The following is a 22,054-nucleotide window of genomic DNA, read 5'->3' as shown; positions in this document are numbered from 1 at the left end:
CGCCTTACCCCTTCATCAGGTCGACATTTTCGACCGAGATATCACCGCGGTTGCGGAAGTAGACGACGAGAATGGCAAGACCAACAGCTGCCTCGGCTGCCGCAACTGTCAACACCAGCATTGCGAAGACCTGCCCGGCAATCGTGCCACTGAATACCGCAAAGGCGATGAGGTTGAGGTTCACCGACAACAGGATCAGCTCAATCGCCATCAGGATGACGATGATGTTCTTGCGGTTCACAAAGATGCCTACGACCCCGATTGTAAACAGGGCCGCCGAAACGGCGAGAAAATGGGAAAGCCCAAGGTCCATGTCTTAGATCCCCTGCCCCGGAGTGGGGTCTTTCAATTCATAGGCATCGCTGCGACGGCGCGAGGTCTGTTTGGCAATGTTCTGACGCTTGGTCTCTGGACGGTGGCGCAGCGTCAGCACGATGGCACCAACCATGGCAACGAGCAGGATGATGCCCGCCATCTGGAACAGCAGCAGGTATTGCGTATACATTACCTGTCCTATGGCCTCGGCATTAGTCTCAGCGCCCGGAGATGCATCGAAATTGGTCTCCATGTCTTCCGTGCCGATCACCGATGCCAGCACGATTTCGGCGGCAAATATGATCCCGACAAGCACAGCGAACGGCCAGTATCTCAGTGTGCCGCGCTTGAGCTCGACGAAGTCGACGTCCAGCATCATAACGACGAACAGGAACAACACAGCAACCGCGCCGACATAGACAACGACCAAAAGCATGGCCAGGAACTCAGCGCCAATCAGCACAAGCAAACCGGCCGATGAGAAGAATGCGAGAATGAGCCACAACACCGAATGAACGGGGTTGCGCGCCATGATCACCGACAGCGCCGATACGAGCACGACGGCCGCGATCAGATAGAAAGCGATGACTGCCACAGCCCTACTAGGCCCCCTTCTTTGCAGGGCAGAATGCCCCATGAGTTAATAGTTTCGGCGGCCTAGCGATAAGGCGCGTCGAGTTCCAGATTCTTGGCGATCAGTCGTTCCCAACGATCTCCGTTCGCGAGCAGGCGGTCCTTGTCATAGAACAGCTCTTCGCGCGTTTCAGTGGCGAATTCGAAGTTCGGCCCCTCCACGATGGCATCGACCGGACAGGCCTCCTGACAGAAGCCGCAATAGATGCATTTCACCATGTCGATATCATAGCGTGTGGTACGACGGGCACCGTCTGCGCGCGGCTCAGCCTCAATCGTGATGGCCTGCGCCGGGCAGATTGCCTCACACAATTTACAGGCGATGCAGCGCTCTTCACCGCTGGGATAACGCCGCAAAGCATGTTCCCCACGGAAGCGCGGAGAAAGAGGATTTTTCTCAAACGGATAGTTCACCGTTGCCTTGCGCGTGAACACTTCCCTTGTCGCCACGACGAGCGCGCCGAGGAAATCGGTCAGGAGCGCGCCGCGGATGGTTTGAGCCAGACTCATGACTGAACTCCCAGATAAACGACATAGCCGGACACAATCAGAACCGCCACGAGCGAGGTTGGCAGGAAGATCTTCCACCCCAGGCGCATCAGCTGGTCATAGCGGTAACGAGGGACAATCGCCTTCACCATCGCGAACATGATGAACAGGAACAGGATCTTGAACATGAACCAGAACAAGCCGGCGAACGCATTCACGAAGGGATGGTCGCGGACGAACTCCTCGCCCAGTGCGAATGGACCATGCCAGCCGCCCAAGAACAGAATCGTCATCAGAGCGCACATCAGGACGATGTTAAGATACTCGCCCAGCATGAACAGCAGGTAGGGCGTTGAGCCGTACTCCACTTGGTAACCAGCGACGAGCTCGGATTCGGCTTCCGGCAAATCGAAGGGTGGCCGGTTCGTCTCAGCGAGCGCTGAGACGAAGAAGATAATGAACATCGGGAACATGACGACAATCAGCGGGAAGTGCTGGAAACTGAAGGCATGCCAGGTCCAGATACCGCCTTCCTGAGCGTTCACAATATCCGTCAGGTTCATCGAACCGACCAGCAGGATGACGGTCACGATTACGAAGCCGATCGAAACTTCATAGGAAACCATCTGCGCCGCCGAGCGCAGCGCGCCGAGGAATGGATACTTGGAGTTCGACGCCCAGCCGCCCATGATGATGCCATAGACGCCCAGCGAACTGATTGCGAACAGGTAAAGCACACCAACATTAAGGTTCGAGATAACCCAACTGGTGCCGCTTGCCGTACCGGGCGCAACCGGAATCGCCGCCCAGGCTGCGAAGGCCAGCGTACAGGTCAGGATTGGCGCGATGAGAAAGACGGTCTTGTTCGCACCAGCCGGAATCACGATTTCCTTGAGCAGGAATTTTCCGAAATCGGCGAATGACTGCATCAAGCCGAAAGGCCCGACGACGTTCGGACCTTTGCGCATCATCACACCAGCCCAGACCTTACGGTCCAAAAGCAGGAGAAATGCGATCGATAACAACAGGACGAGCGTGAACAGTGCGATCTGTCCGAGGACCAGCAATGGCCCCCAAAGTTGCCCGAGAGACTCGACGTAGTTGCTCATGGCGCCCGCCCTACTCCGCTGCTACCGGAGTGTCCAGCGCTGAGGCCAGCGCAGAACATTCGGCCATCGTCTTGGACGCCCGTGCGATCGGGTTCGTCATATAGAAATCGTCAAACACCGGACGGAATGTCGCGGTCGTAAGAGTTGTCGGAGCGGTCGTGATTGGCGTTTTGAGGGCCTCCGCACCCATCGCGCCGGGCGCGAATCCCAGCCCGGAGAAAGTGGTACTTTCACCCTCAGGACCGCGCAACTCAGCGCGCAGCGCATCGGCGGTGTCATAAGGTAGTTTCTTGCCAACGACCTCCGACAAGGCTCGGAAAATAGCCCAGCCTTCGCGCGCTTCACCTTTTGGCTGCACAGCGCGGCTGGTCATCTGGACGCGGCCTTCTGTGTTCACAAAGGTTGCCGACATTTCGGTATAAGCGGCACTCGGCAGAATGATGTCCGCGCGTGCGGCCCCCGCATCTCCATGCGAGCCGATGTATATGACCTTCGCATCGCCAAGACCCGACAGATCGAGCTCGTCAGCTCCGAGTAGCACAACGGTATCCATACCACCGGACAGTATTTCTGCTGTCGCAGCTCCGCCCTCGCCCGGCACAAACCCGATGTCTAGCGCACCAACACGGCCTGCCGCGTTGTGAAGAACGCCAAATCCGGCCCAACCGTCCTTTATCGCACCAATTTCGTTTGTCAGTTCCAGCGCTTTTGCGAGAACTGCCGCGCCATCTTCGCCGCAGAGTGCGCCCTCACCGACGACGATCATCGGTCGCTCGGCATCGGAGAGCACTTTGCCGAAGTCCGAATTGCGAATATCTGTGAGGGCTGATGCACCATCACCGAGCCAAGCATGCTCATATGTCAGATCCGCTGCTTCGCCGATACGACCCACTTTCAGGTCAGCCCAAAGCCATGCCTTGCGGATGCGCGCATTCCAGACAGCGGCTTCAACGCGCGGATTCGTACCAATCAACAGCAAGGCGTCAGCATCCTCTACGCCAGCCAGTGTGCCATTCAGGATATAACGTTCGCGCACCCCATCTGTGCCATATTGCGCCCCGGCGGGACGACAATCTGTATTCTCCACACCGAGCCCTCGGAAAAAATCAAGCGCTGCCTTGGCCTGCTCAACCTCGATCAAGTCTCCGGCGACAACGCCGATTTTTTCAGGGGATGCCGACAGCGCCTCTTTCACGGCCGCAAAAGCCTCGCCCCAATTAGCCGGGCGCAGTTTGCCGTTCTCGCGAATGTAAGGCTTGTCGAGGCGTTGGCGGGCTAGGCCATCCCAAATGAAACGGGATTTGTCCGACAGCCACTCCTCGTTGATGCCTTCGCTCACTTCAGGAAGGATACGCATCACACCATCGCCCTTGGCGTCCACGCGGATCGCTGCGCCCATGGCGTCCATCACATCAATAGAGGATGTTTTACGCAGCTCCCATGGGCGCGCATTGAACGCGTATGGCTTGGACGTCAGCGCACCAACCGGGCACAGATCGATGACGTTGCCAGACAGTTCGGATGTCAGACTCTTTTCCAGATAGGTTGTGATCTCAGCATTCTCGCCACGCGAAATCATGCCGAGTTCCTCGACCCCCCCCACTTCGGCAGCAAAGCGTACGCAGCGCGTGCACTGGATGCAGCGGGTCATGATCGTCTTGACCAGCGGGCCCATATTCTTGTCTTCGACGGCGCGCTTGTTCTCGTCATAGCGACTGCCGGCGCGGCCATAGGCCATGGCCTGATCCTGCAGGTCGCACTCGCCGCCCTGGTCGCAGATCGGGCAATCCAGCGGATGGTTGATCAGCAGGAATTCCATGACGCCATTGCGGGCTTTTTCCACATAGGCGCCCTTGGTGCGGATGTTCGGTGCCGATCCATCCCGGTTCGGACGCATGTCACCCACGGTTTGCGCGCACGAGGCAATCGGTTTCGGCGCGCCTTCCCATTCGACCAGGCACATGCGGCAGTTTCCGGCCACCGACAGGCGCTCATGATAACAGAAGCGCGGAATCTCAGCGCCCGCTTCCTCGCACGCCTGCATCAGCGTGTACTGGCGCGGCACTTCGATGTCCTGGCCATCGACATTCAACTTGAAAAGGTCGTCGGACATATCTCTACTCCGCTGCCACGACTGCACCCTGCACCATGGCGCGCGGCAGTCTGTACTGGTTGATGCGATCCTCAATCTCATGGCGGAAGTGGCGGATCAGGCCCTGAATCGGCCAGGCCGCTGCGTCACCGAGTGCGCAAATCGTGTGGCCTTCAACCTGCTTGGTTACATCCAGGAGCGTCTCGATCTCATCATGCTCGGCTTCGCCTTTGACCATTCGCTCCATGACGCGCCACATCCAGCCTGTGCCTTCACGGCACGGCGTGCACTGGCCGCAGCTTTCATGTTTGTAGAAGTATGCGAGACGGGCAATTGCCTTGATCAGGTCGGTGTCCTTGTCCATCACGATCACCGCCGCCGTGCCCAGGCCTGATTTAAGGTCCCGCAGTGTGTCGAAATCCATGTAAGCGTCCATAATCTGCTCAGCCGGCACCATCGGCACGGACGATCCACCGGGGATCACCGCCTTGAGATTGTCCCAACCACCCCGGATACCGCCGCAGTGATTATCAATCAGCTCACGGAAAGTGACCGACATTTCTTCTTCGACATTACATGGCTTGTTCACGTGCCCGGAAATACAGAACAGTTTCGTGCCCGCATTGTTTGGACGGCCAAATCCGGCAAACCACTCAGCACCGCGGCGAAGAATGGTCGGAGCCACTGCAATCGACTCGACATTGTTTACTGTTGTTGGGCAGCCATACAGGCCAGCATTGGCCGGAAACGGTGGTTTCAGCCGGGGCTGTCCCTTCTTGCCTTCAAGGCTTTCCAGCAAGGCTGTCTCCTCGCCGCAAATATAGGCGCCGGCCCCGTGATGGACATAGAGATCGAAATCCCAGCCATTCACATTGTCCTTGCCGATCAGCTTAGCCTCATAAGCCTCCTTGACGGCTTTCTCGAGCGCATGCCGTTCATTGATATATTCACCACGTAGGTAGACATAACATTTATGGGCGCGCATCGCGCGGCTTGCCACCATGCAGCCCTCAATGAGCAGATGGGGATCATGCCGCATGATCTCGCGGTCTTTGCAGGTACCGGGCTCGGACTCGTCAGCATTGACGACGAGATAGTGCGGTCGATCACGCACTTCCTTCGGCATGAACGTCCATTTCAGACCGGTCGGGAAGCCAGCGCCGCCGCGACCACGCAGGCCGGAGGCCTTGATCTGGTCGCATATCCAGTCTGGCCCCTGATCCAGCATCTCCTTGGTGAGGTGCCAGGCGCCGCGTTTCTTCGCCGCTTCGAGGTCGGGTGAGTGCAAACCATAGAGGTTTGTGAAGATGCGATCCTTGTCCTGCAGCATGGCCTAGTCCTCATCATCCTTGCTGGAGGCAACTTGCCCCGCATCGACCCGCTTCGAGAACTCGGTCTCGCCACCCGTGGCCAACTCTTTTGCTTGCGCGATCCAGTCTTCCCGCTCAATGCGACCCGGGAAGCTCATATAGTCTTCAACCCAATCAACATTGGCTGGCGTCCAGTCCGCGATCTGTCGGAAGGTGAAGATGCCGAGCTCATTGAGCGCATCTTCGTTCTTAGGGCCGATACCTTTGATGCGCTTCAGATCATCATGGCCTTCAGCAGCGATCGTGACCGATTCCGGCTTTTCTCCGGAAACAGCAGCAGGCGCAGATCTCTCGGCGGTTTCTGTCTTCGAGATCAGCGTCGTCTTGCCGGTGTTATCCTTTTGGGGGACTTCACGTTGTGTGTTCGTCGGCGCGGATTCCGCTGGCTTGCCAGCAGCCGTCGGCTCTGGTTCTGGCTCTGCGGTCGGTAAATTCGGCAACGCAACCGACTGGTTACGTGTTCCGTCGAACAATTGCGGATCGGTCAGAAGGGCCGTGCCACCTTCCGGCGCGCTATTGATGCGGTCAACTTGTGGACCGGGATGCGCCTCGACGCCATTCTTCAGCTTGTTGAGAATCATCCCCAGCGAATCTGGTGTCAAATCTTCGAAATAATCGTCATTCACCTGAACCATCGGTGCATTCACGCACGCGCCAAGACACTCAACTTCTTCCCAGGATAGACGGCCGTCATCGGTCACGAACATTTGCTTGCCGATCTCGGTCTGGCAGACCTCCTTCAGCTTTTCGGCGCCGCGCAACTGGCAAGGCGTCGTGCCGCAGAGTTGGATGTGGTACTTTCCGACCGGCTGCAGACGGAACATCGTGTAGAAGGTCGCGACTTCATAGACGCGGATATACGGCATCTCCAGACGGTCGGCGACTTCACGCATTGCAGGCTCGGATAGCCAGCCACTATTGTCCTTTTGCGCCAGCCACAGCATCGGGATCACCGCAGACCGCTGCTTGTCAGCCGGGTACTTGCCGCGCCAGAACGCAATCTTCTCTTCGGTCTCGGGCTTGAACGCGAATGTGTCGCCTCCAGCCTCCATGTCAAAACGGCGTAGTGCCACTACTCGCCCCTTTTCGAAAAACAGCGACGGGCTTCATCCTTGCGAGGATGTTCGTCAAAAAAGCGTGTCTGCGCAGTACTCATCGGTCGATTTCCCCGAACACGATATCGAGTGAGCCCAAGATGGCGGACACGTCCGCCAGCATGTGTCCTTTACTGAGATGGTCCATCGCCTGCAGGTGCGGATAGCCCGGCGCGCGAATCTTGGCGCGATACGGGCGGTTCGTCCCGTCTGAGACGAGATAAACGCCAAACTCGCCCTTCGGCGCCTCGATAGCGACATAGGTCTCGCCTTCCGGAACATGGAAACCTTCAGTGTACAGCTTGAAGTGATGGATCAGCGCTTCCATCGAATTCTTCATTTCGGCGCGACGCGGCGGCGCAAGCTTTGAGCCTGGCACGAGGACGGGCCCGGGCCCCTCCTTTGACATCAGGTCAATGCATTGCTGCATGATCTTCACCGACTCGCGCATCTCTTCCATGCGGCAGACATAGCGGTCATAATTGTCGCCATTCCGACCAACCGGAATTTTGAAGTCGAGCTCGGAATAGCATTCATAGGGCTGCGCGCGGCGAAGGTCCCAGGCAAACCCGGACCCACGCACCATTACGCCCGAGAATCCCCACTCCATGATGGTCTTCTCATCAACCAGGCCGATATCGACATTGCGCTGTTTGAAGATACGGTTTTCGGTGACCAGGCTCTCGATGTGATCGAGCTTTCCGGGGAACTGCTCACACCATTCCGCAATATCGTCGATGAGGTTCTGCGGCAGGTCCTGATGGACGCCGCCAGGGCGGAAATACGCGGCATGCATGCGGCTGCCGGAGGCGCGCTCATAGAACACGCACAGTTTTTCACGTTCTTCAAAACCCCAGGTAATCGGCGTCAACGCGCCTACGTCGAGGATCTGCGTTGTTACATTCAGCAAGTGCGACATGATCCGGCCGAGCTCTGAATAGAGCACGCGAATCAGGCTTGCCCGCCGGGGGACTTCGACGCCCAGCAGCTTCTCGACTGCCAGGCACCAAGCGTGCTCCTGGTTCATGGGGGAGCAATAGTCCAGCCGGTCGAAATATGGCATTCCCTGCAGGAATGTCTTGTACTCCAGCAGCTTCTCGGTGCCGCGATGCAGCAAGCCGATATGGCTGTCCACACGGGTCACGATCTCGCCGTCGAGATCGAGAATCATACGAAGGACGCCGTGGGCGGCCGGATGTTGAGGACCGAAATTCAATGTGAACTTTCGGTCTTCCATTTCGGAGATGTGCGCGGTGTCAGCCATTATTCAGAAGGCTCCTCGGCTTTCTCGTCCCCGGGAATATGACTGGTCATACCCTCCCATGGTGAGAGGAAATCGAAATTGCGATATTCCTGCGGCAGCTCGACCGGCTCATAGACGACGCGCTTTTCAAGGTCGTCGTAGCGCACTTCATAATGGCCTGTCAGGGGGAAGTCCTTGCGCAGCGGGTACCCCTCAAAGCCGTAATCGGTGAGGATGCGGCGAAGGTCAGGATGATCGGAGAACTGGATGCCATACATGTCGAAGGCTTCCCGTTCGAACCAGTTTGCGGCAGGCCAAAGCCCGACAATACTCGGAACGGGCGTGTCTTCATCGGTCCTGATACGTACCCGCACACGATGATTCATCCGCATCGAAAGAAGATGATAAACGACTTCGAACCGCTCGGTCCGCTCCGGATAGTCGACCCCACAAACATCGACAAACGTCTCGAAATTGCACTGCTGGTCGTCGCGCAGGAAGCGCATCAGGCTCACAATGTGATCGCGCTCGGCAAACACAGTCAGCTCGCCAAGCGTCACGTCCGCAGACTTGACGGCATCCGGCTGGCGCGCGGCGATGTGAGCGCCCAGCTCACCCAGGGCTTCGATAGCTTCTGTGGTCATCATGTCAGCTCCTACCGTTCCAGCGAGCCTTCGCGGCGAATCTTTTTCTGTAGCTGCAAGAAGCCGTAAACCAGCGCTTCAGCAGTCGGCGGGCACCCCGGAATATAGATATCGACCGGCACGATTCGATCGCAGCCACGGACAACGCTGTAGCTGTAATGGTAATAGCCGCCCCCATTGGCACAGCTACCCATGGAAATCACATAGCGTGGCTCCGGCATCTGATCGTAAACCTTGCGCAGGGCTGGCGCCATCTTGTTGGTCAGGGTGCCGGCAACGATCATCACGTCCGACTGGCGGGGTGAACCGCGCGGCGCCATACCGAAGCGCTCAAGATCGTAGCGCGGGTTGCCAGCATGCATCATTTCCACGGCGCAGCAGGCAAGGCCGAACGTCATCCACATCAGGGAACCGGTACGCGCCCAAGTGATCAGATCGTCGGCTGCGGCGGTGAAATAGCCTTTATCAGCCAATTGGTCTGACAGGCCGGTGTAGAACGGGTCGTCATTGCCGGGCTGAAAGCCGCCTTCGACTCCCGTCAGCGCGCCGCCAAGAGCATATGTCTTGTAATCGTCAGCCATTATTCCCACTCCAGCGCACCGCGGCGCCACTCATAAACAAATCCGATGGTCAAAACACCGAGGAAACCAACCATGGACCAGAATCCGACCAAGCCAATCGTTCCAAGGCTTACCGCCCACGGGAACAGAAATGCCACTTCCAGGTCAAAGATGATGAACAGAATCGCGACGAGATAGAATCGCACATCGAACTTCATCCGCGCGTCGTCAAAAGCGGGGAAGCCGCACTCATATGCTGAGTTCTTTTCCGGATCGGGATTGCTGGGCGCCAGAAGCACCGAACCTAGTATGAATAGGCCGGAAATCACGGCACCGATGACCAGAAAAATGATCACGGGCAAATAGTCGAGTGCCAAGCGTTCGATCTCTGACATGGTACCTTGTCTCCTGCCGCAGGGGTGGCTTGATCTGGCGCCGGATTAGGACGGTTTCGCCTATGGCGCAACAGACAGACGCAATATATCGCAGCAACTCAGTCTAGCCTGAATTATTGCCCAACTCACGTGCACTATACTGCGGCGGTGCGTCACGGCGCAAAGCAGAACGGGCGCAGCAGGCTCGGCGCCATAGCCATGAATTCAATCGGCTTTTTGCGATCCATTCGCACCCAAAGGATCAGTGAGCAGGTACGCCGAGTGCCTCTAGCGTTTCGAACGACAGCTGACCCACACCCAAGCCCTGCTCCCGCTGGTGCTCTTTCAGCGCGCTCATCGTTGCGGTCCCGAATTTGCCATCAATTTCGACCGCATGACCGACTTGTGAAAGCGCTTTCTGAAGGGCAGTAATCGTCTCGGGAGATATATCTTCGTCGCACAACACAGGCTTCCATTCTGCCCTCCCCTCGCCTGTCACGATCCGTTTCTCGATCGTGCGGTACCTCGCCGGGATCGAGACGATTTCTTCACGGGCGGGCTTGACCAATTGTTCGATCATGAGAGTTTCATACTCCGCTGGTATCGTAACCGGCTCGACACGTGCCGGTTCGACCAGGACCTGCTTCACGAGCGTATGATACTCTGCTGGAACTATGCGTGTCTCGGACTGTTCAGGCTTCACAATACGCGTGCGTGTAATTGTCTTGTACTCGGCCGGGACCTCGACCGACACAAGCACGTCATTCTGAAAAGCTTTGCTGGCCTCGTCCTCGCCGGCAATCTCGCGACCAGCCACCTCGTCCTTCAAATCCAACGTCGAATAAGCCTGCCGGACCAGCACTTGTTCGGTGTAGGTTTCGAATTCTGCCGGGATCACAACCGTCTCTGTTCGTTCCGGCCGGACCAGCACTTGCTCTGTAACCGCCTCATAGACTGCAGGCACGATTCTATACTCGGTCGCGGCCTGTTTGACCTCGACCAACCGCGACACTGTTTTGTATTCGGCGGGATAAATACGAATTTCGGTGCGTTCGGGCTCGTGCAGCACCTGCTCGGTCACGGTCTCGAACGTTTCCGGAATCAAAACAGGCGCATGGCAGGTTCCAGTTATGTTTTCGGCCAGCGCTGGTCCCATCATCAGAAGGCCAGCAGCTGTCGCGATCATCGGTTTGAGTTGCATGAACCTGCTCCAGCCGCCACCGAAACATACAAGCGTTCCAGTCTACCAATTGCCACGCATTTCAACCATGCACTCATATTCCGCAACCCTCCCCGCACCAAGGGATACACACCCGCCACGCAGTTTCATCTGCGCTCAATTTACCGAGACACTGGTGTTCTGTGCTCCAGCCAGTAATAGAAAGCCGAATCCCAGCCCCGAGGTACTCCATGATCCCCAGATACACCCGACCCGAAATGGCAGCCATTTGGTCTCCCGAATCCAAATTCGGCATCTGGCTGGAGATAGAGACCCTCGCAGCCGAAGCCATGGAGCAGAAGGGTCTGATCCCGGAGGGAGTCTCCGCAGCGGTCCGCGAACGTGCGGCGTTTGACGTCGATCGAATCGATGAAATCGAGCGGGAAGTGAAGCATGACGTCATCGCCTTTCTGACAAATGTTGCAGAACATGTTGGTGACGAAGCGCGCTTTTTGCACAAGGGCATGACCTCTTCAGATGTCCTGGACACATGTTTCAATGTTCAGCTTGTGCGTGCAACCGACCTCCTGCTGGTTGGTGTAGACCGCGTCTTGGCCGCACTGGAAAAACGGGCCTTTGAACACAAGCTGACACCCACAATTGGCCGCAGTCACGGGATTCATGCAGAGCCCACTACATTCGGTGTGAAACTTGCCGGCTATCATGCCGAATTCCAGCGCGCACGGACCCGCCTGGTGCTGGCTCGCGAAGAAGTGGCGACATGTGCAATCTCCGGCGCAGTTGGTACATTTGCAAATATCGACCCGTCGATTGAGACTCATGTTGCCGAAAAGCTTGGTCTCAGCGTCGAGCCCGTTTCTACCCAGGTCATCCCGCGCGACCGCCATGCCATGTTCTTCGCAGTCTTGGGTGTGATCGCGTCTTCTATTGAACGGCTTTCAACAGAAGTACGTCACCTCCAGCGCACTGAAGTGCTCGAAGCCGAAGAGTTTTTCTCGGCAGGCCAAAAGGGCTCATCCGCCATGCCACACAAGCGCAATCCCATTCTGACGGAGAACCTTACGGGTCTTGCCCGGCTTGTCCGCTCCGCTGTGACGCCTGCCATGGAAAATGTTGCGCTCTGGCATGAGCGCGATATCTCGCACTCCTCGGTCGAACGTGGCATCGGACCGGACGCGACTGTGCATCTTGATTTTGCGCTGCACCGTCTTGGCGGCGTGATCGAGAACCTCTTGGTCTATCCCGAAAACATGATGAGCACGATCGACAGCATGGGTGGCCTCCACAACTCGCAACGCATCTTGTTGGCCCTCGTCGAAAAAGGCGTCAGCCGTGAAGACAGCTATCGTCTGGTCCAACGCAATGCGATGCGGACCTGGAAGAAGGAAGGTGACCTTCTCGACCTGCTCAAACAGGATGAGGAAGTATCATCCCGACTGACAGATTCCGAACTCGAATCCTTGTTCGACCTTGGCTACCATTTCAAACACGTGGACACGACCTTCGAGCGCGTTTTCGGACGCTCCTGATACAAGGTCATTTGAGGACGGCGACTAGATCCTGCTGAGCGCCGTCCTTGCCTTCTCGGCAACGGACGACCACGCGCCAGTGGTTACATCCTTCTCCGTCGCGATCCACGAGCCGCCTACTGCCACCACATTTGGCAGGGACAGATACTCACCCGCATTATCGGCGCTGACACCGCCCGTCGGCATGAATTGGAGATGCGGCAGCGGTCCGGACAGCGCCTTGAGCGCGCCTACGCCGCCAGCAATCGCGGCCGGAAACAGCTTCAGCATCTTGAACCCTTCCTCATAGCGCGTCATCGCTTCGCTGGCGGTCGCCACGCCCGGAATTGTGATGCCCATATCATCACCGAGTGCGTCCAGCAGGCCGGGCGACATGCCGGGAGACACAAGGAAGTCGGAACCGGCATTCATTGCGTTCACAACGTCCTCCTTCGTCAAGACCGTCCCCGCGCCCACAATCAAATCCGGCTGCGCCTTCTTCATTTCCTCAATGACCTTCAAGCCACTTGGCGTGCGCAGCGTCACTTCAGCGATCGTGAGACCGCCCTCAACAAGCGCGCGCGCCAATGGAGCCGCTGCGTCCACATCAGGCACCACAAGCACAGGGACGATCGGTGCCCGTTGGGCGGCCGCTTTCAAGGCATCAAGCGAGGAATTCATTTAAGCGTCTCCTGGGCATAGTAGGCAGCAGCGCCAATCAGAGGCGCCTCGGGATCGTGCATAAGGCGTACCGGACAATTCGCAAGGTAGCCAGACATCGGTCCACGTTCACGGAACCGGGCAACCGACTCAGGTCGTCGCAGATAATCCACGATTCGCTCAGTTACCCCACCAGCCAGAACGACACCGCCAAGCGCCCCATTTGCGAGCGCCAGGTCGCCGACTGCCCCCATGACGGCTTTCGCGCGCATGGCGATCAGTTGATCAAACATCTCGTCACCTTCGTCAGCCCGGTGACGCATTTCTTCGGGAGAGATGTCTTCCAAATTGCGCCCGAAGACTTCGCAAAATGCGCGATGGACGAATTCGAGTCCCATGCCCGACGCAACCAATTCGTTCGATACATAGCCCTGAGTCCGCATGAGAACACTCGCTATGTCGAATTCCAATGCATCCCTTGGCGCATAGGCGATGTGCCCGCCCTCACCCGTGAGAACCTGCCAGGCATCGTCGCCCAGGGGAAACAAGGATGCCACCCCGAATCCGGTGCCAGGCCCGGCTACTATTACAGGCAGTTCCGGTATTTCTTTTCCAGGCAAGATTTCCTCAAAATAGTCTCCGGAATGCTCAGGCACCGATCGGGCCATGGCGGTGAAATCATTGATGATTTTAATGTCATCAAAGCCAAACACCTCGCAGAGGTGCCGGGCTGAGACGTGCCAATCCCGATTGGTCAGCATGACTTCTCCGTCCCGCACAGGGCCGGCCATGGCAAAACAGGCATGCTTCGGCTCTAATCCGGTGTCTTGCAGGTATCGGCGCAACGCAGCAGCAAATGTTTCGAAACTATCCCCGGACAGTTTTGAAAAATCACTGATCTCAACTTTGCCGCCGCGCCTCTCAGCCAAAGCGAACCTGACATTGGTTCCCCCTACATCCCCAACCAAAACGGGCTCACCCATCCGATCAGTCCCCCCGGTTCGAGAAATTGAACTGGCTCGCCCCATTGGCGGCAGGGCCTGCCATTTCCCGGAAATAGGTGAACATTTCGCGGCCGAGTCCCATCCCGTTCTCGTTTGGCCTGTATTCGTCCGGGATGCGCTTTGCAAACTCTTCCGGATCAACCTTGATATCGAGCACACCGCGCTCGGCATCAAACACAATCATGTCGCCATTTTGCACTTTTGCGATCGGGCCGCCGCGTGAACCTTCCGGACTCACATGGATCGCTGACGGCACTTTACCGCTCGCGCCTGACATACGGCCATCCGTGACCAACGCCACCTTGAAGCCCCTATCTTGCAAAACTGCGAGCGGCGGCGTGAGTGTATGCAATTCAGGCATGCCATTCGCCGCTGGTCCCTGGAACCGAACAATCGCGACAAAGTCCTTATCCAATTCTCCTGCATCAAATGCAGCTTTCAGCGCTTCCTGGGAATCGAATACGATCGCAGGTGCTTCCACAATGCGATGCTCAGGTTTTACAGCGGACACCTTGCTGACGCCCAAGCCAATCGGACCGTCCATCATCCGCAGTCCGCCATCCTTGGAGAATGGATCAGATACAGGGCGCAATATGTCCGCATCGGCACTGGTGTCCGGGGCAGGACGCCAGGCGGCTTTGCCATCTTCCAGATAAGGCTCCGCCGCGTAGCCTGATATCGGACCAGCCACGCCCATGGCGTCGCCATCCATTAAACCGGCATCGAGCAACTCACGTACGAGGAAACCCATACCGCCTGCTGCGTGAAAATGATTCACATCAGCCGGTCCGTTTGGATAAACACGCGCCAGCAGCGGCGTCACCGCGCTGATATCCGCGAAGTCTTCCAGAGTTAGAATGATGCCCGCAGCAGCTGCCATGGCTGGCAAGTGAAGTGCATGATTGGTAGACCCCCCCGTCGCCATCAGACCTACCACGCCATTCACAATAGACCGCTCATCGATCATTTCGCCCGCTGGCATATAGTGATCGCCCTGCGCATGGATCTCCGCGACGCGATGTGTGGCTGCACGTGTCAGCGCTTCGCGAATAGGTGTGCCTGGATTGGCGAAGGCAGCGCCTGGCAAGTGGAACCCCATGACTTCCATCAGCATCTGGTTCGAGTTCGCTGTGCCATAGAATGTGCAAGTACCCTGCGTGTGATAGCTTTCCGACTCCGCTTTCAAGAGCGCGTCACGACCAACCTTGCCTTCCGCAAATAACTGGCGAACGCGTTGCTTTTCAGGATTGGGCAGACCGGACGGCATGGGCCCAGCTGGCACGAAAACAGACGGGATCCAGCCAAACCGTAGCGCAGCGATCACGAGACCGGGGACAATTTTGTCACAAACACCCAGATGCATTGCGCCATCAAACACGTCGTGACTCAGGCCGATGGCCGATGCCATCGCAATCACGTCGCGAGAAAACAGTGACAGCTCCATACCGGTAAAGCCCTGCGTGACGCCGTCACACATTGCAGGGACGCCTCCGGCGACTTGTGCAATGGCATTCACCTCCCGTGCGGCATCCCGAATAATAGCGGGGTAGTCCTGATACGGCGCATGTGCTGAAAGCATGTCGTTGTAGGCTGTGATGACACCAATGTTCGGCCAACCCGCGCCGAGTAATTGTGTCTTCTCAATCACCGCGCATCCCGCCGAGGCGTGCGCCAAACTGCTTTCAGACATTCTCCGCCGGGCGAAATCCTTGGGGCGGCGACTACGGATCATTTCGAGATATGCTTGGCGCGAGTCACGTGACCGCTCTCGAATACGCGCGGTCACTTCTGCGATTGTCGAATTCATCTCAACCATTATGCTGCCCATACGACCGTCAAACGCGGCCCCAATTTATCGATTGCATATTTAATAGGCTTTTCCTGCACGGACGACATTATCGCCGTGTCGAACACTGCCTTTTTCGCTTCTCCGAAGATTAGCAGGATCACGGACGACGCACTCGTTACGCCCTTGCCTGTAAGGGTAATACGCTGCGGATTTTCACCGGCGACCGGACACCCGGTCGCATCAACGGCTGCAACCACATTTTCACTTTCCAGAGCGGCTGACAGATCCTTCGAACCCGGAAACCAGCTGGCGGTATGACCATCCTCACCCATACCAAGAAAAACCACGTCTGCGGGATCACAGTGAGGGGCATACGCCTTGTCTCTGTCTGCCACAGCTTCCTGCGGCATGGCGTCCATTGTTTTCATCGGCAGAAAGCCTGCAGCTCCGGCGTTTGCCTTTAGCAGTCGGCTGCGTACGAGGCGCTCGTTGGATGCGTCGTCTTCAGGGTTGACCCAACGTTCATCGACGAGACCAACCATGACCCGCGCCCAATCCAGCTCGGTCGTGGCAAGGGCATCAAATATCGGCCCTGGCGTTGAGCCACCTGACACCATCAGCGACGCAGTGCCTTTCAGCTCCAACGCCTTCGTCAGCCCGCCTGCTATGAATTGCGTTACAAAGCGGGTTGCCTCGTCGCGGCTGTCAAACATCATGAATTCATGCGCCAATCCGCTCATGATCCCTCCCACCATGCTCGATTGTCGCGGTCCATCATCATGGCAGCAGCGAGTGGGCCATCCGAACCGGCTGTGTAGGCTTCGGGGCGATCACCTGATTTTTCCCAGGCTTCGATAAGCCCATCAACCCAAGTCCATGCCGCTTCAACTTCATCCTTGCGCATGAAGAGAGAAAGGTTTCCGCGCACAACGTCCATCAACAGACGCTCATACGCGTCCGGATACCGAACCGTGAAGCTTTCGGCGTAGGAGAGATTCAAGGGGAGAGACTTAACGCGGAGGCCGCCCGGGCCCGGCTCCTTGATTTGAACGAACAGGCGCACACCTTCATCCGGTTGCAGACGAATAACCAGCTTGTTCGCACTCTCATACCCCTCCCCGAACAAGGAATGGGGTGTTGGTTTGAACTGAATGATGATATCCGAGTGACGCTGCGACATCCGCTTGCCAGTCCGCAGATAGAAGGGGACGCCCGCCCATCGCCAGTTGTCGATATTGGCCTTGATCGCCACAAAGGTCTCAGTCGAGCTGACGGTTTCAGAACTCAACTCTTCCAGATAGCCTTTAACGGGCTTGTTGTCTTTCACACCAGCCTTGTATTGCCCGCGAACAGTTTGCTTCTTGGCGGCTTCGCCCGTGATCGGTGTCAACGCGTTGAGCACCTTGATTTTCTCGGTACGAACATCATCATCGTCGAGTTGGTTCGGCGGCTCCATTGCCGTCAGGCACAGCAGCTGGAGCATATGGTTTTGCACCATGTCTCTCAGGGCACCGGATTTATCATAATAATCTGCACGTCCCTCAAGACCCAGGTCTTCGGCAACCGTGATCTGAACATGGTCCACATAATTGCGAGACCAAATTGGCTCGAACAGCATATTGGCAAATCGCAGGACCATGAGGTTCTGTACCGTCTCTTTGCCAAGATAATGGTCTATCCGAAAAACTTGGCGTTCGGCGTAGACTTGAGCAACACCGTCATTGATCGCCTTGGCAGATTCCAGATCGGTCCCGATCGGCTTTTCCAGCACAACCCGAGTGTTGCCCTCTGACAGGCCCACCTTGCCCAGTGCTTCACATATTTGAACATACAGGCGCGGCGACGTAGCGAGGTAAAATACGCACGGACGGTTGTCATCCAGTGTCAGGAAAGATTTGAGGGTGGCCCAATCTGCATCTTCCTGTGTTGCATCAATGGACACATACTCAATCAACTTCTCGAACTTGGACCATTCCTTCGTATCCCAGTTGTCGCCAGACGCTGACTCACAGGCTTCTCTTGCCATCTTGCGATATTCTTTGGTGTCCATCTCACTGCGCGCAGTGCCAACAATACGGCTGGATTCCGGAATCTGGCCATCCAGCCATCTGTGAAACAAGGCAGGCAAGAGCTTGCGCCGGGAGAGGTCACCTGTCCCGCCGAAGATAACGATGTCGAACGGATCGACAGGAATGAATTTTGCCATCAGGCAGTCTCCAGAGCGCTCGAGGTGAACATTGGCGGAATCAGGCCGAATTCGGATCGATCCCGAGTATTTTCTAGTTTGTCAGCTTATTCGTCAGACTCGCAAAGGTCGTGAAACGCAAATTTTGGTATCATCATTCTTCACTTTAGCTTCGCCTCCCCGGCTGGTAGTGCTTCTCTGCAAATTTTGCAGACTCTTTGATCAACGGTCTGGACGAATAGACCAAACATGTGACAACGTTGTTTTTGGTGTTCTTAAGCGGAGGTAGCACGAGATGTCCAGCACTAGAACGCGTTTGGAAGATCTTGCCTCAATCGCGGGTGTCTCGATCGCAACTGTTTCGCGCGCCCTCAACAACAGCTCCGCGGTGAATGATGAAACCAAGCGTCGGGTCTGGAAGATCGCCCGCGAGCACAACTATAATTTCCGCCCATCCATGCCGGCGCTCTTGTCCGGCGCTGCTGCGACGATTGCAGTCGTCGTGCCCACACTGGCTGGGCGCCAGACGGAAGTCTCTGACCCGTTCTTTCAGGAACTGATCAGCGGCCTCAGTGAGGCTGGGCGATTGGCTGGCTGCGATATGCTGATCTCTTATCTGGCCCCGAAAAACCAGGACGACCTCGCCTCCATCATGACCGCGAACCGTGCTGAGGGCGTCATATTTCTTGGCCAGAGCTTCTTGCACGAAAGATTCAACCAACTGGCCGAAACTGAAAGCCGTTTCATAGTTTGGGGCGCGGAAATCCCCGGCCAGAAATACTGCTCTATCGGCTCGGATAACTTGCGCGGAGGCAAACGGGCGACGTCTCACCTGCTGAATCTCGGCCGCCGGCGAATCGCTTTTGTGGGTGACACGTCCAATCCAGAGATTCTGCAGCGCTATGAAGGCTATATCTCTGCGCATCGTCGGGCTGACATTCCGCTCGATGCGGACCTCACGCTCCAGTCAAGTTTTGACGTAGAATCCGCCGAAGCTGCAATTTCCAGCCTGATGGAGCGCGGCGTCACGTTTGATGCTGTTTTCGGAGCAAATGACCTGATTGCCCTGGCCACCATTCGCAGCTTGCTCAGAGAGGGAGTGCGTGTGCCCGATGACGTCTCGGTGATTGGTTATGACGATCTTCAACTCTCCGCCTATGGCTATCCTGCCCTGAGCACGATCTCACAGGATCCTGCGCGGGCCGGGCGGATCCTCGTCGCCAAGCTGATTGCGTCGGTGGACACAGGCAGCATGCGATCTGAGCGTCTGCCAACCGAACTTATCGTCCGCGAATCCTGCGGCTTGTCCTAGTGGCGGGAAATCCGACACGAGTATGGCGGGACGCGTGTCTTGTTTTGACTATCGATTCCGACGCACATTAGAACCTGATCAGATGAAACGTCTGTCATCGCAGCCACCACTTCGGTCCCGCCAATATTGAAGACGCACTCAATCGTTTCGCCTTCCCATAGCCGACGAAACACGAGCAAGTCCCCGGACGACTCGATAAATTTGATTTCGCCATATTGTAACGCCGGCGAGCTGGCGCGCATGCGTGTGAGCCCGCGTGTGAAGTGAAGCATGGATTGGGGATCGGCTTCCTGAAGATCTACCGCCAAATCCGCATGGCCCTGGCCCAGAGGCAGCCACGGCTTGGCATCGCTGAAACCACAATATGTATCGGCGCTGGCCCAGGGCATTGGCGTGCGAGCGCCATCGCGGCCGAGCGTGCGAGGCCAGTTCGCGATTGCTTCAGGGTCCTGCAAATTCTCAAACGCAATCTCCGCCTGCGGTAGGCCAAGCTCCTCGCCTTGATAAAGGATGGGATTTCCGCGCAGGCAAAACAGCAAAGCTGTGGTCAATTTGGCCCGAACAACAGGATCGGCACCCTCCAACCAGCGGCTGACACACCGCGGCGCATCATGATTTGAAAAGGCCCATGATGGCCAGCCCTCTCCTGGCGCGCCAAGCCAGTTGCTTTGGGATGTGGCTATCGCTTCGGCTCCCAATCGCTTCGCATAGAGGAAATCGAAATTGTAGGCGGAATTGAGATTCTGTTCCCCCTCCGTATAGGCCCGCATCTCTTCAAGCGGGTTTGGACCTGGAACTTCCGCGACCGAAAATACTTCTCCATATTCGTCCATAAGCATTCGCAAGCGCTTCAGGAATTTGGGCAAATCGGGATGCGATTGATTGTGAACATGTTCCTGAAGGTCAAAGGGACGCGAAACATTTCGGGGTGCAGGAATTTTCGGCGGATTGTCCCGCAAGTCCGGATCGAACAGGGAAAAATTGAGCGCATCGAGCCGGAAGCCGTCCACGCCGCGATCCAGCCAGAACCGCATCACATCGACGAGCGCATCCTGGACATCCGGATTGTGCAAATTCAATTGCGGCTGGCTCGGCAGGAAATTGTGCATGTAATATTGCTGCCGACGCGCATCCCATGTCCAGGACGGTCCGCCAAACACAGCCTGCCAGTTATTAGGCGGTGTTCCATCCGGTTTTGGATCGCTCCAAACGTACCAATCCGCACGAGCATTGGTTCGGTCCTCTCTGCTCTCGGCGAACCAGGCGTGCGCGTCGGATGAGTGTGCATAGACCTGATCGATGATGATTTTCAGGCCGAGTGCGTGCGCTCGACTCAAGAGTGCGTCGAAGTCTTCGAGCGTGCCAAATGCCGGATCGACATCGCAATAATCGGCCACATCATATCCGAAGTCCCTCATGGGGGATGTAAAGAAGGGCGATATCCAGACACCGTCCACGCCGAGGGAGGCCACATGGTCCAGCCTCTGCGTTATGCCGTTCAGATCGCCAACGCCATCCCCATTCGTATCCTGATACGACCGCGGATAAATCTGATAGATGACCGCACCCTTCCACCAAGGCTGCGCGCTTTCCAATGACATTGCGTTCGGCATGGTCTGAAACTCCCGTCAATTCTGACCAGCATCGCACCGCCCCGCGATTTTTCAATCATCTAAGCGCCGCCAGGACAAGCGGCCCGGAAACGGACTGTATTGACTGAAAATTCGGAAATCCGCCTGGCAGGGGCAGAAGGACTTGAACCCTCGACCCTCGGTTTTGGAGACCGATGCTCTACCAACTGAGCTATACCCCTACAGGCGAATGAGCGGTTTGCCTCAAATGCCGTCATGCCGCAAGACTAGAGCTTCAGCCCATGGAGAAAAATTGTGTCCCGCATCCCCTATCCCGACGTTGACGTCCTTCCTGAAGACCAAAAAGCCTTTCTGGATAAGCTCGCCCCGCTCAATATCTTTCAAATGCTTGGCCATGCTCCTCATCTGCTGAAACCCTTTGTCGGCATGGGCACGGCCTTTCTGCAAAATGGCAAACTGGATCCGATCACCCGCGAATGCGTGATCCTGCGTGTCGGGTACTTGTCCAATGCCAAATATGAAACGAGCCAGCACGAGGCTATCGGATTGGCGATCGGCATGGATGGCGAACTGATCGAAGCGGTGAAATCTGGTCCAAATGCCGACGGCTTGAGCCACGAACAGAAACTGGCACTGACCTTTACAGACCATCTGGTAACGCATCCCCATCCGTCAGACGGCGCGCTCAAACCGGTTCTGAAACATTTCGGACCGTCCCTGCTGGAAGAGCTGGTTCTGCTGATCGGCTACTACATGATGGTCTGCCGCTTCCTTGAGACATTCGGCGTGGAAGTCGAAGAGGGCGGTCCAAAAGGCGCTGACATCAAACTCGACTGACGCCCGATAAAAAAAAGGCCGCCCCTTTTGGGACGGCCTTCTCGTTACTGCCTGATGGGAACAG

21 protein-coding genes and 1 tRNA gene are annotated in these 22,054 nt (G+C 56.8%); 3 read left to right on the top strand and 19 right to left on the bottom strand.

Translation table 11 applies throughout. From position 1 onward, the window contains the following. Positions 1-4: 4 nt before the first annotated feature. The 12 genes from nuoK to B2344_RS02975 all read right to left on the bottom strand — a co-directional run bounded on the left by nuoK (position 5) and on the right by B2344_RS02975 (position 11,124). On the bottom strand, positions 5-313 hold the full coding sequence (nuoK, locus tag B2344_RS03030; protein WP_034812289.1) for an NADH-quinone oxidoreductase subunit NuoK: 309 nt from the start codon (positions 311-313) through the stop codon (positions 5-7). Between the two features lie 3 nt (positions 314-316). Then, positions 317-910: an NADH-quinone oxidoreductase subunit J gene (locus B2344_RS03025; protein ID WP_290484640.1), complete on the bottom strand. Its 594-nt coding sequence runs from the start codon at positions 908-910 to the stop codon at positions 317-319. A gap of 62 nt (positions 911-972) precedes the next feature. Next, positions 973-1,458, bottom strand: coding sequence for an NADH-quinone oxidoreductase subunit NuoI (gene nuoI, locus B2344_RS03020; protein WP_034812285.1), 486 nt, complete (start codon positions 1,456-1,458; stop codon positions 973-975). Next, positions 1,455-2,546, bottom strand: a complete 1,092-nt coding sequence (gene nuoH / locus B2344_RS03015; RefSeq protein WP_206990502.1) for an NADH-quinone oxidoreductase subunit NuoH — start codon at positions 2,544-2,546, stop codon at positions 1,455-1,457. The genes nuoI and nuoH overlap by 4 nt, the downstream gene beginning before the upstream one ends. 10 nt (positions 2,547-2,556) lie before the next feature. Further along, a complete protein-coding gene (gene nuoG, locus B2344_RS03010) occupies positions 2,557-4,659 on the bottom strand; it encodes an NADH-quinone oxidoreductase subunit NuoG (protein ID WP_290484639.1) in 2,103 nt (700 codons plus the stop codon). Positions 4,660-4,663: 4 nt separating this feature from the next. Beyond that, entirely contained in the window at positions 4,664-5,968 is a 1,305-nt protein-coding gene (gene nuoF, locus B2344_RS03005) for an NADH-quinone oxidoreductase subunit NuoF (protein WP_290478780.1), read from the bottom strand. 3 nt (positions 5,969-5,971) lie between these two features. Beyond that, positions 5,972-7,081: an NADH-quinone oxidoreductase subunit NuoE gene (gene nuoE / locus B2344_RS03000; RefSeq protein WP_290484638.1), complete on the bottom strand. Its 1,110-nt coding sequence runs from the start codon at positions 7,079-7,081 to the stop codon at positions 5,972-5,974. A 79-nt stretch (positions 7,082-7,160) separates the two neighbouring features. After that, on the bottom strand, positions 7,161-8,366 hold the full coding sequence (locus B2344_RS02995) for an NADH-quinone oxidoreductase subunit D (RefSeq protein ID WP_290478778.1): 1,206 nt from the start codon (positions 8,364-8,366) through the stop codon (positions 7,161-7,163). After that, entirely contained in the window at positions 8,366-8,992 is a 627-nt protein-coding gene (locus B2344_RS02990; protein WP_242517303.1) for an NADH-quinone oxidoreductase subunit C, read from the bottom strand. The genes B2344_RS02995 and B2344_RS02990 overlap by 1 nt, the downstream gene beginning before the upstream one ends. 8 nt (positions 8,993-9,000) lie before the next feature. Continuing rightward, positions 9,001-9,570 (bottom strand): NuoB/complex I 20 kDa subunit family protein, encoded by a 570-nt coding sequence (locus B2344_RS02985; RefSeq protein WP_290484637.1) that lies wholly within the window; start codon positions 9,568-9,570, stop codon positions 9,001-9,003. After that, entirely contained in the window at positions 9,570-9,944 is a 375-nt protein-coding gene (locus B2344_RS02980; RefSeq protein WP_034812269.1) for an NADH-quinone oxidoreductase subunit A, read from the bottom strand. The genes B2344_RS02985 and B2344_RS02980 overlap by 1 nt, the downstream gene beginning before the upstream one ends. Before the next feature lie 241 nt (positions 9,945-10,185). Next, positions 10,186-11,124, bottom strand: coding sequence for a peptidoglycan-binding domain-containing protein (locus tag B2344_RS02975; protein WP_290484636.1), 939 nt, complete (start codon positions 11,122-11,124; stop codon positions 10,186-10,188). A gap of 209 nt (positions 11,125-11,333) precedes the next feature. Between B2344_RS02975 and purB the strand changes: the two genes are divergently transcribed. Beyond that, complete coding sequence (purB, locus tag B2344_RS02970; RefSeq protein WP_206990508.1) at positions 11,334-12,632, top strand: adenylosuccinate lyase; 1,299 nt, start codon at positions 11,334-11,336, stop codon at positions 12,630-12,632. Between the two features lie 24 nt (positions 12,633-12,656). Here the strand turns inward: purB and eda are convergent, their stop codons facing one another. Genes eda through zwf form a run of 5 tightly spaced genes read right to left on the bottom strand, consistent with a single transcriptional unit; the run spans position 12,657 to position 18,270 of the window. Continuing rightward, positions 12,657-13,292, bottom strand: a complete 636-nt coding sequence (eda, locus tag B2344_RS02965) for a bifunctional 4-hydroxy-2-oxoglutarate aldolase/2-dehydro-3-deoxy-phosphogluconate aldolase (RefSeq protein ID WP_290484635.1) — start codon at positions 13,290-13,292, stop codon at positions 12,657-12,659. Further along, positions 13,289-14,254, bottom strand: a complete 966-nt coding sequence (locus B2344_RS02960) for a glucokinase (protein WP_206990510.1) — start codon at positions 14,252-14,254, stop codon at positions 13,289-13,291. The genes eda and B2344_RS02960 overlap by 4 nt, the downstream gene beginning before the upstream one ends. 4 nt (positions 14,255-14,258) lie before the next feature. Beyond that, complete coding sequence (gene edd, locus B2344_RS02955; protein WP_290489039.1) at positions 14,259-16,091, bottom strand: phosphogluconate dehydratase; 1,833 nt, start codon at positions 16,089-16,091, stop codon at positions 14,259-14,261. Then, positions 16,091-16,804, bottom strand: a complete 714-nt coding sequence (gene pgl, locus B2344_RS02950) for a 6-phosphogluconolactonase (protein WP_290482290.1) — start codon at positions 16,802-16,804, stop codon at positions 16,091-16,093. Before pgl ends, edd begins: the two co-directional genes overlap by 1 nt. Then, positions 16,801-18,270, bottom strand: coding sequence for a glucose-6-phosphate dehydrogenase (zwf, locus tag B2344_RS02945; RefSeq protein WP_290484633.1), 1,470 nt, complete (start codon positions 18,268-18,270; stop codon positions 16,801-16,803). The genes pgl and zwf overlap by 4 nt, the downstream gene beginning before the upstream one ends. 274 nt (positions 18,271-18,544) lie before the next feature. Here zwf and B2344_RS02940 point away from each other — a divergent pair, with 274 nt between their 5' ends. Beyond that, positions 18,545-19,561, top strand: a complete 1,017-nt coding sequence (locus B2344_RS02940) for a LacI family DNA-binding transcriptional regulator (protein ID WP_290484632.1) — start codon at positions 18,545-18,547, stop codon at positions 19,559-19,561. Here the strand turns inward: B2344_RS02940 and B2344_RS02935 are convergent. Next, positions 19,558-21,174, bottom strand: a complete 1,617-nt coding sequence (locus B2344_RS02935; protein ID WP_290484631.1) for an alpha-amylase family glycosyl hydrolase — start codon at positions 21,172-21,174, stop codon at positions 19,558-19,560. The two genes, B2344_RS02940 and B2344_RS02935, sit on opposite strands and share 4 nt — an antisense overlap. A 124-nt stretch (positions 21,175-21,298) precedes the next feature. Continuing rightward, a tRNA-Trp gene (locus B2344_RS02930) sits at positions 21,299-21,374 on the bottom strand. A 73-nt stretch (positions 21,375-21,447) separates the two neighbouring features. Here B2344_RS02930 and B2344_RS02925 point away from each other — a divergent pair. Continuing rightward, positions 21,448-21,990, top strand: a complete 543-nt coding sequence (locus B2344_RS02925; RefSeq protein WP_290484630.1) for a carboxymuconolactone decarboxylase family protein — start codon at positions 21,448-21,450, stop codon at positions 21,988-21,990. Positions 21,991-22,054: the final 64 nt, after the last annotated feature.

The sequence above is a fragment of the Hyphomonas sp. UBA3195 genome, assembly GCF_002366485.1.
GTDB lineage: Bacteria > Pseudomonadota > Alphaproteobacteria > Caulobacterales > Hyphomonadaceae > Hyphomonas.
Note: the sequence above shows the minus strand (reverse complement) of the source record. Positions and strands in the feature narration are given on the sequence as shown.

Bases quoted from the DNA above. Each gene is read 5' to 3' on its own strand.
- nuoK (WP_034812289.1), bottom strand. From the start codon at position 313: ATGGACCTTGGGCTTTCCCATTTTCTCGCCGTTTCGGCGGCCCTGTTT.
- nuoI (WP_034812285.1), bottom strand. From the start codon at position 1,458: ATGAGTCTGGCTCAAACCATCCGCGGCGCGCTCCTGACCGATTTCCTC.
- nuoH (WP_206990502.1), bottom strand. From the start codon at position 2,546: ATGAGCAACTACGTCGAGTCTCTCGGGCAACTTTGGGGGCCATTGCTG.
- nuoG (WP_290484639.1), bottom strand. From the start codon at position 4,659: ATGTCCGACGACCTTTTCAAGTTGAATGTCGATGGCCAGGACATCGAA.
- nuoF (WP_290478780.1), bottom strand. From the start codon at position 5,968: ATGCTGCAGGACAAGGATCGCATCTTCACAAACCTCTATGGTTTGCAC.
- B2344_RS02995 (WP_290478778.1), bottom strand. From the start codon at position 8,366: ATGGCTGACACCGCGCACATCTCCGAAATGGAAGACCGAAAGTTCACA.
- B2344_RS02990 (WP_242517303.1), bottom strand. From the start codon at position 8,992: ATGATGACCACAGAAGCTATCGAAGCCCTGGGTGAGCTGGGCGCTCAC.
- B2344_RS02985 (WP_290484637.1), bottom strand. From the start codon at position 9,570: ATGGCTGACGATTACAAGACATATGCTCTTGGCGGCGCGCTGACGGGA.
- B2344_RS02980 (WP_034812269.1), bottom strand. From the start codon at position 9,944: ATGTCAGAGATCGAACGCTTGGCACTCGACTATTTGCCCGTGATCATT.
- B2344_RS02975 (WP_290484636.1), bottom strand. From the start codon at position 11,124: ATGCAACTCAAACCGATGATCGCGACAGCTGCTGGCCTTCTGATGATG.
- purB (WP_206990508.1), top strand. From the start codon at position 11,334: ATGATCCCCAGATACACCCGACCCGAAATGGCAGCCATTTGGTCTCCC.
- eda (WP_290484635.1), bottom strand. From the start codon at position 13,292: ATGAATTCCTCGCTTGATGCCTTGAAAGCGGCCGCCCAACGGGCACCG.
- B2344_RS02960 (WP_206990510.1), bottom strand. From the start codon at position 14,254: ATGGGTGAGCCCGTTTTGGTTGGGGATGTAGGGGGAACCAATGTCAGG.
- edd (WP_290489039.1), bottom strand. From the start codon at position 16,091: ATGGTTGAGATGAATTCGACAATCGCAGAAGTGACCGCGCGTATTCGA.
- pgl (WP_290482290.1), bottom strand. From the start codon at position 16,804: ATGAGCGGATTGGCGCATGAATTCATGATGTTTGACAGCCGCGACGAG.
- zwf (WP_290484633.1), bottom strand. From the start codon at position 18,270: ATGGCAAAATTCATTCCTGTCGATCCGTTCGACATCGTTATCTTCGGC.
- B2344_RS02940 (WP_290484632.1), top strand. From the start codon at position 18,545: ATGTCCAGCACTAGAACGCGTTTGGAAGATCTTGCCTCAATCGCGGGT.
- B2344_RS02935 (WP_290484631.1), bottom strand. From the start codon at position 21,174: ATGCCGAACGCAATGTCATTGGAAAGCGCGCAGCCTTGGTGGAAGGGT.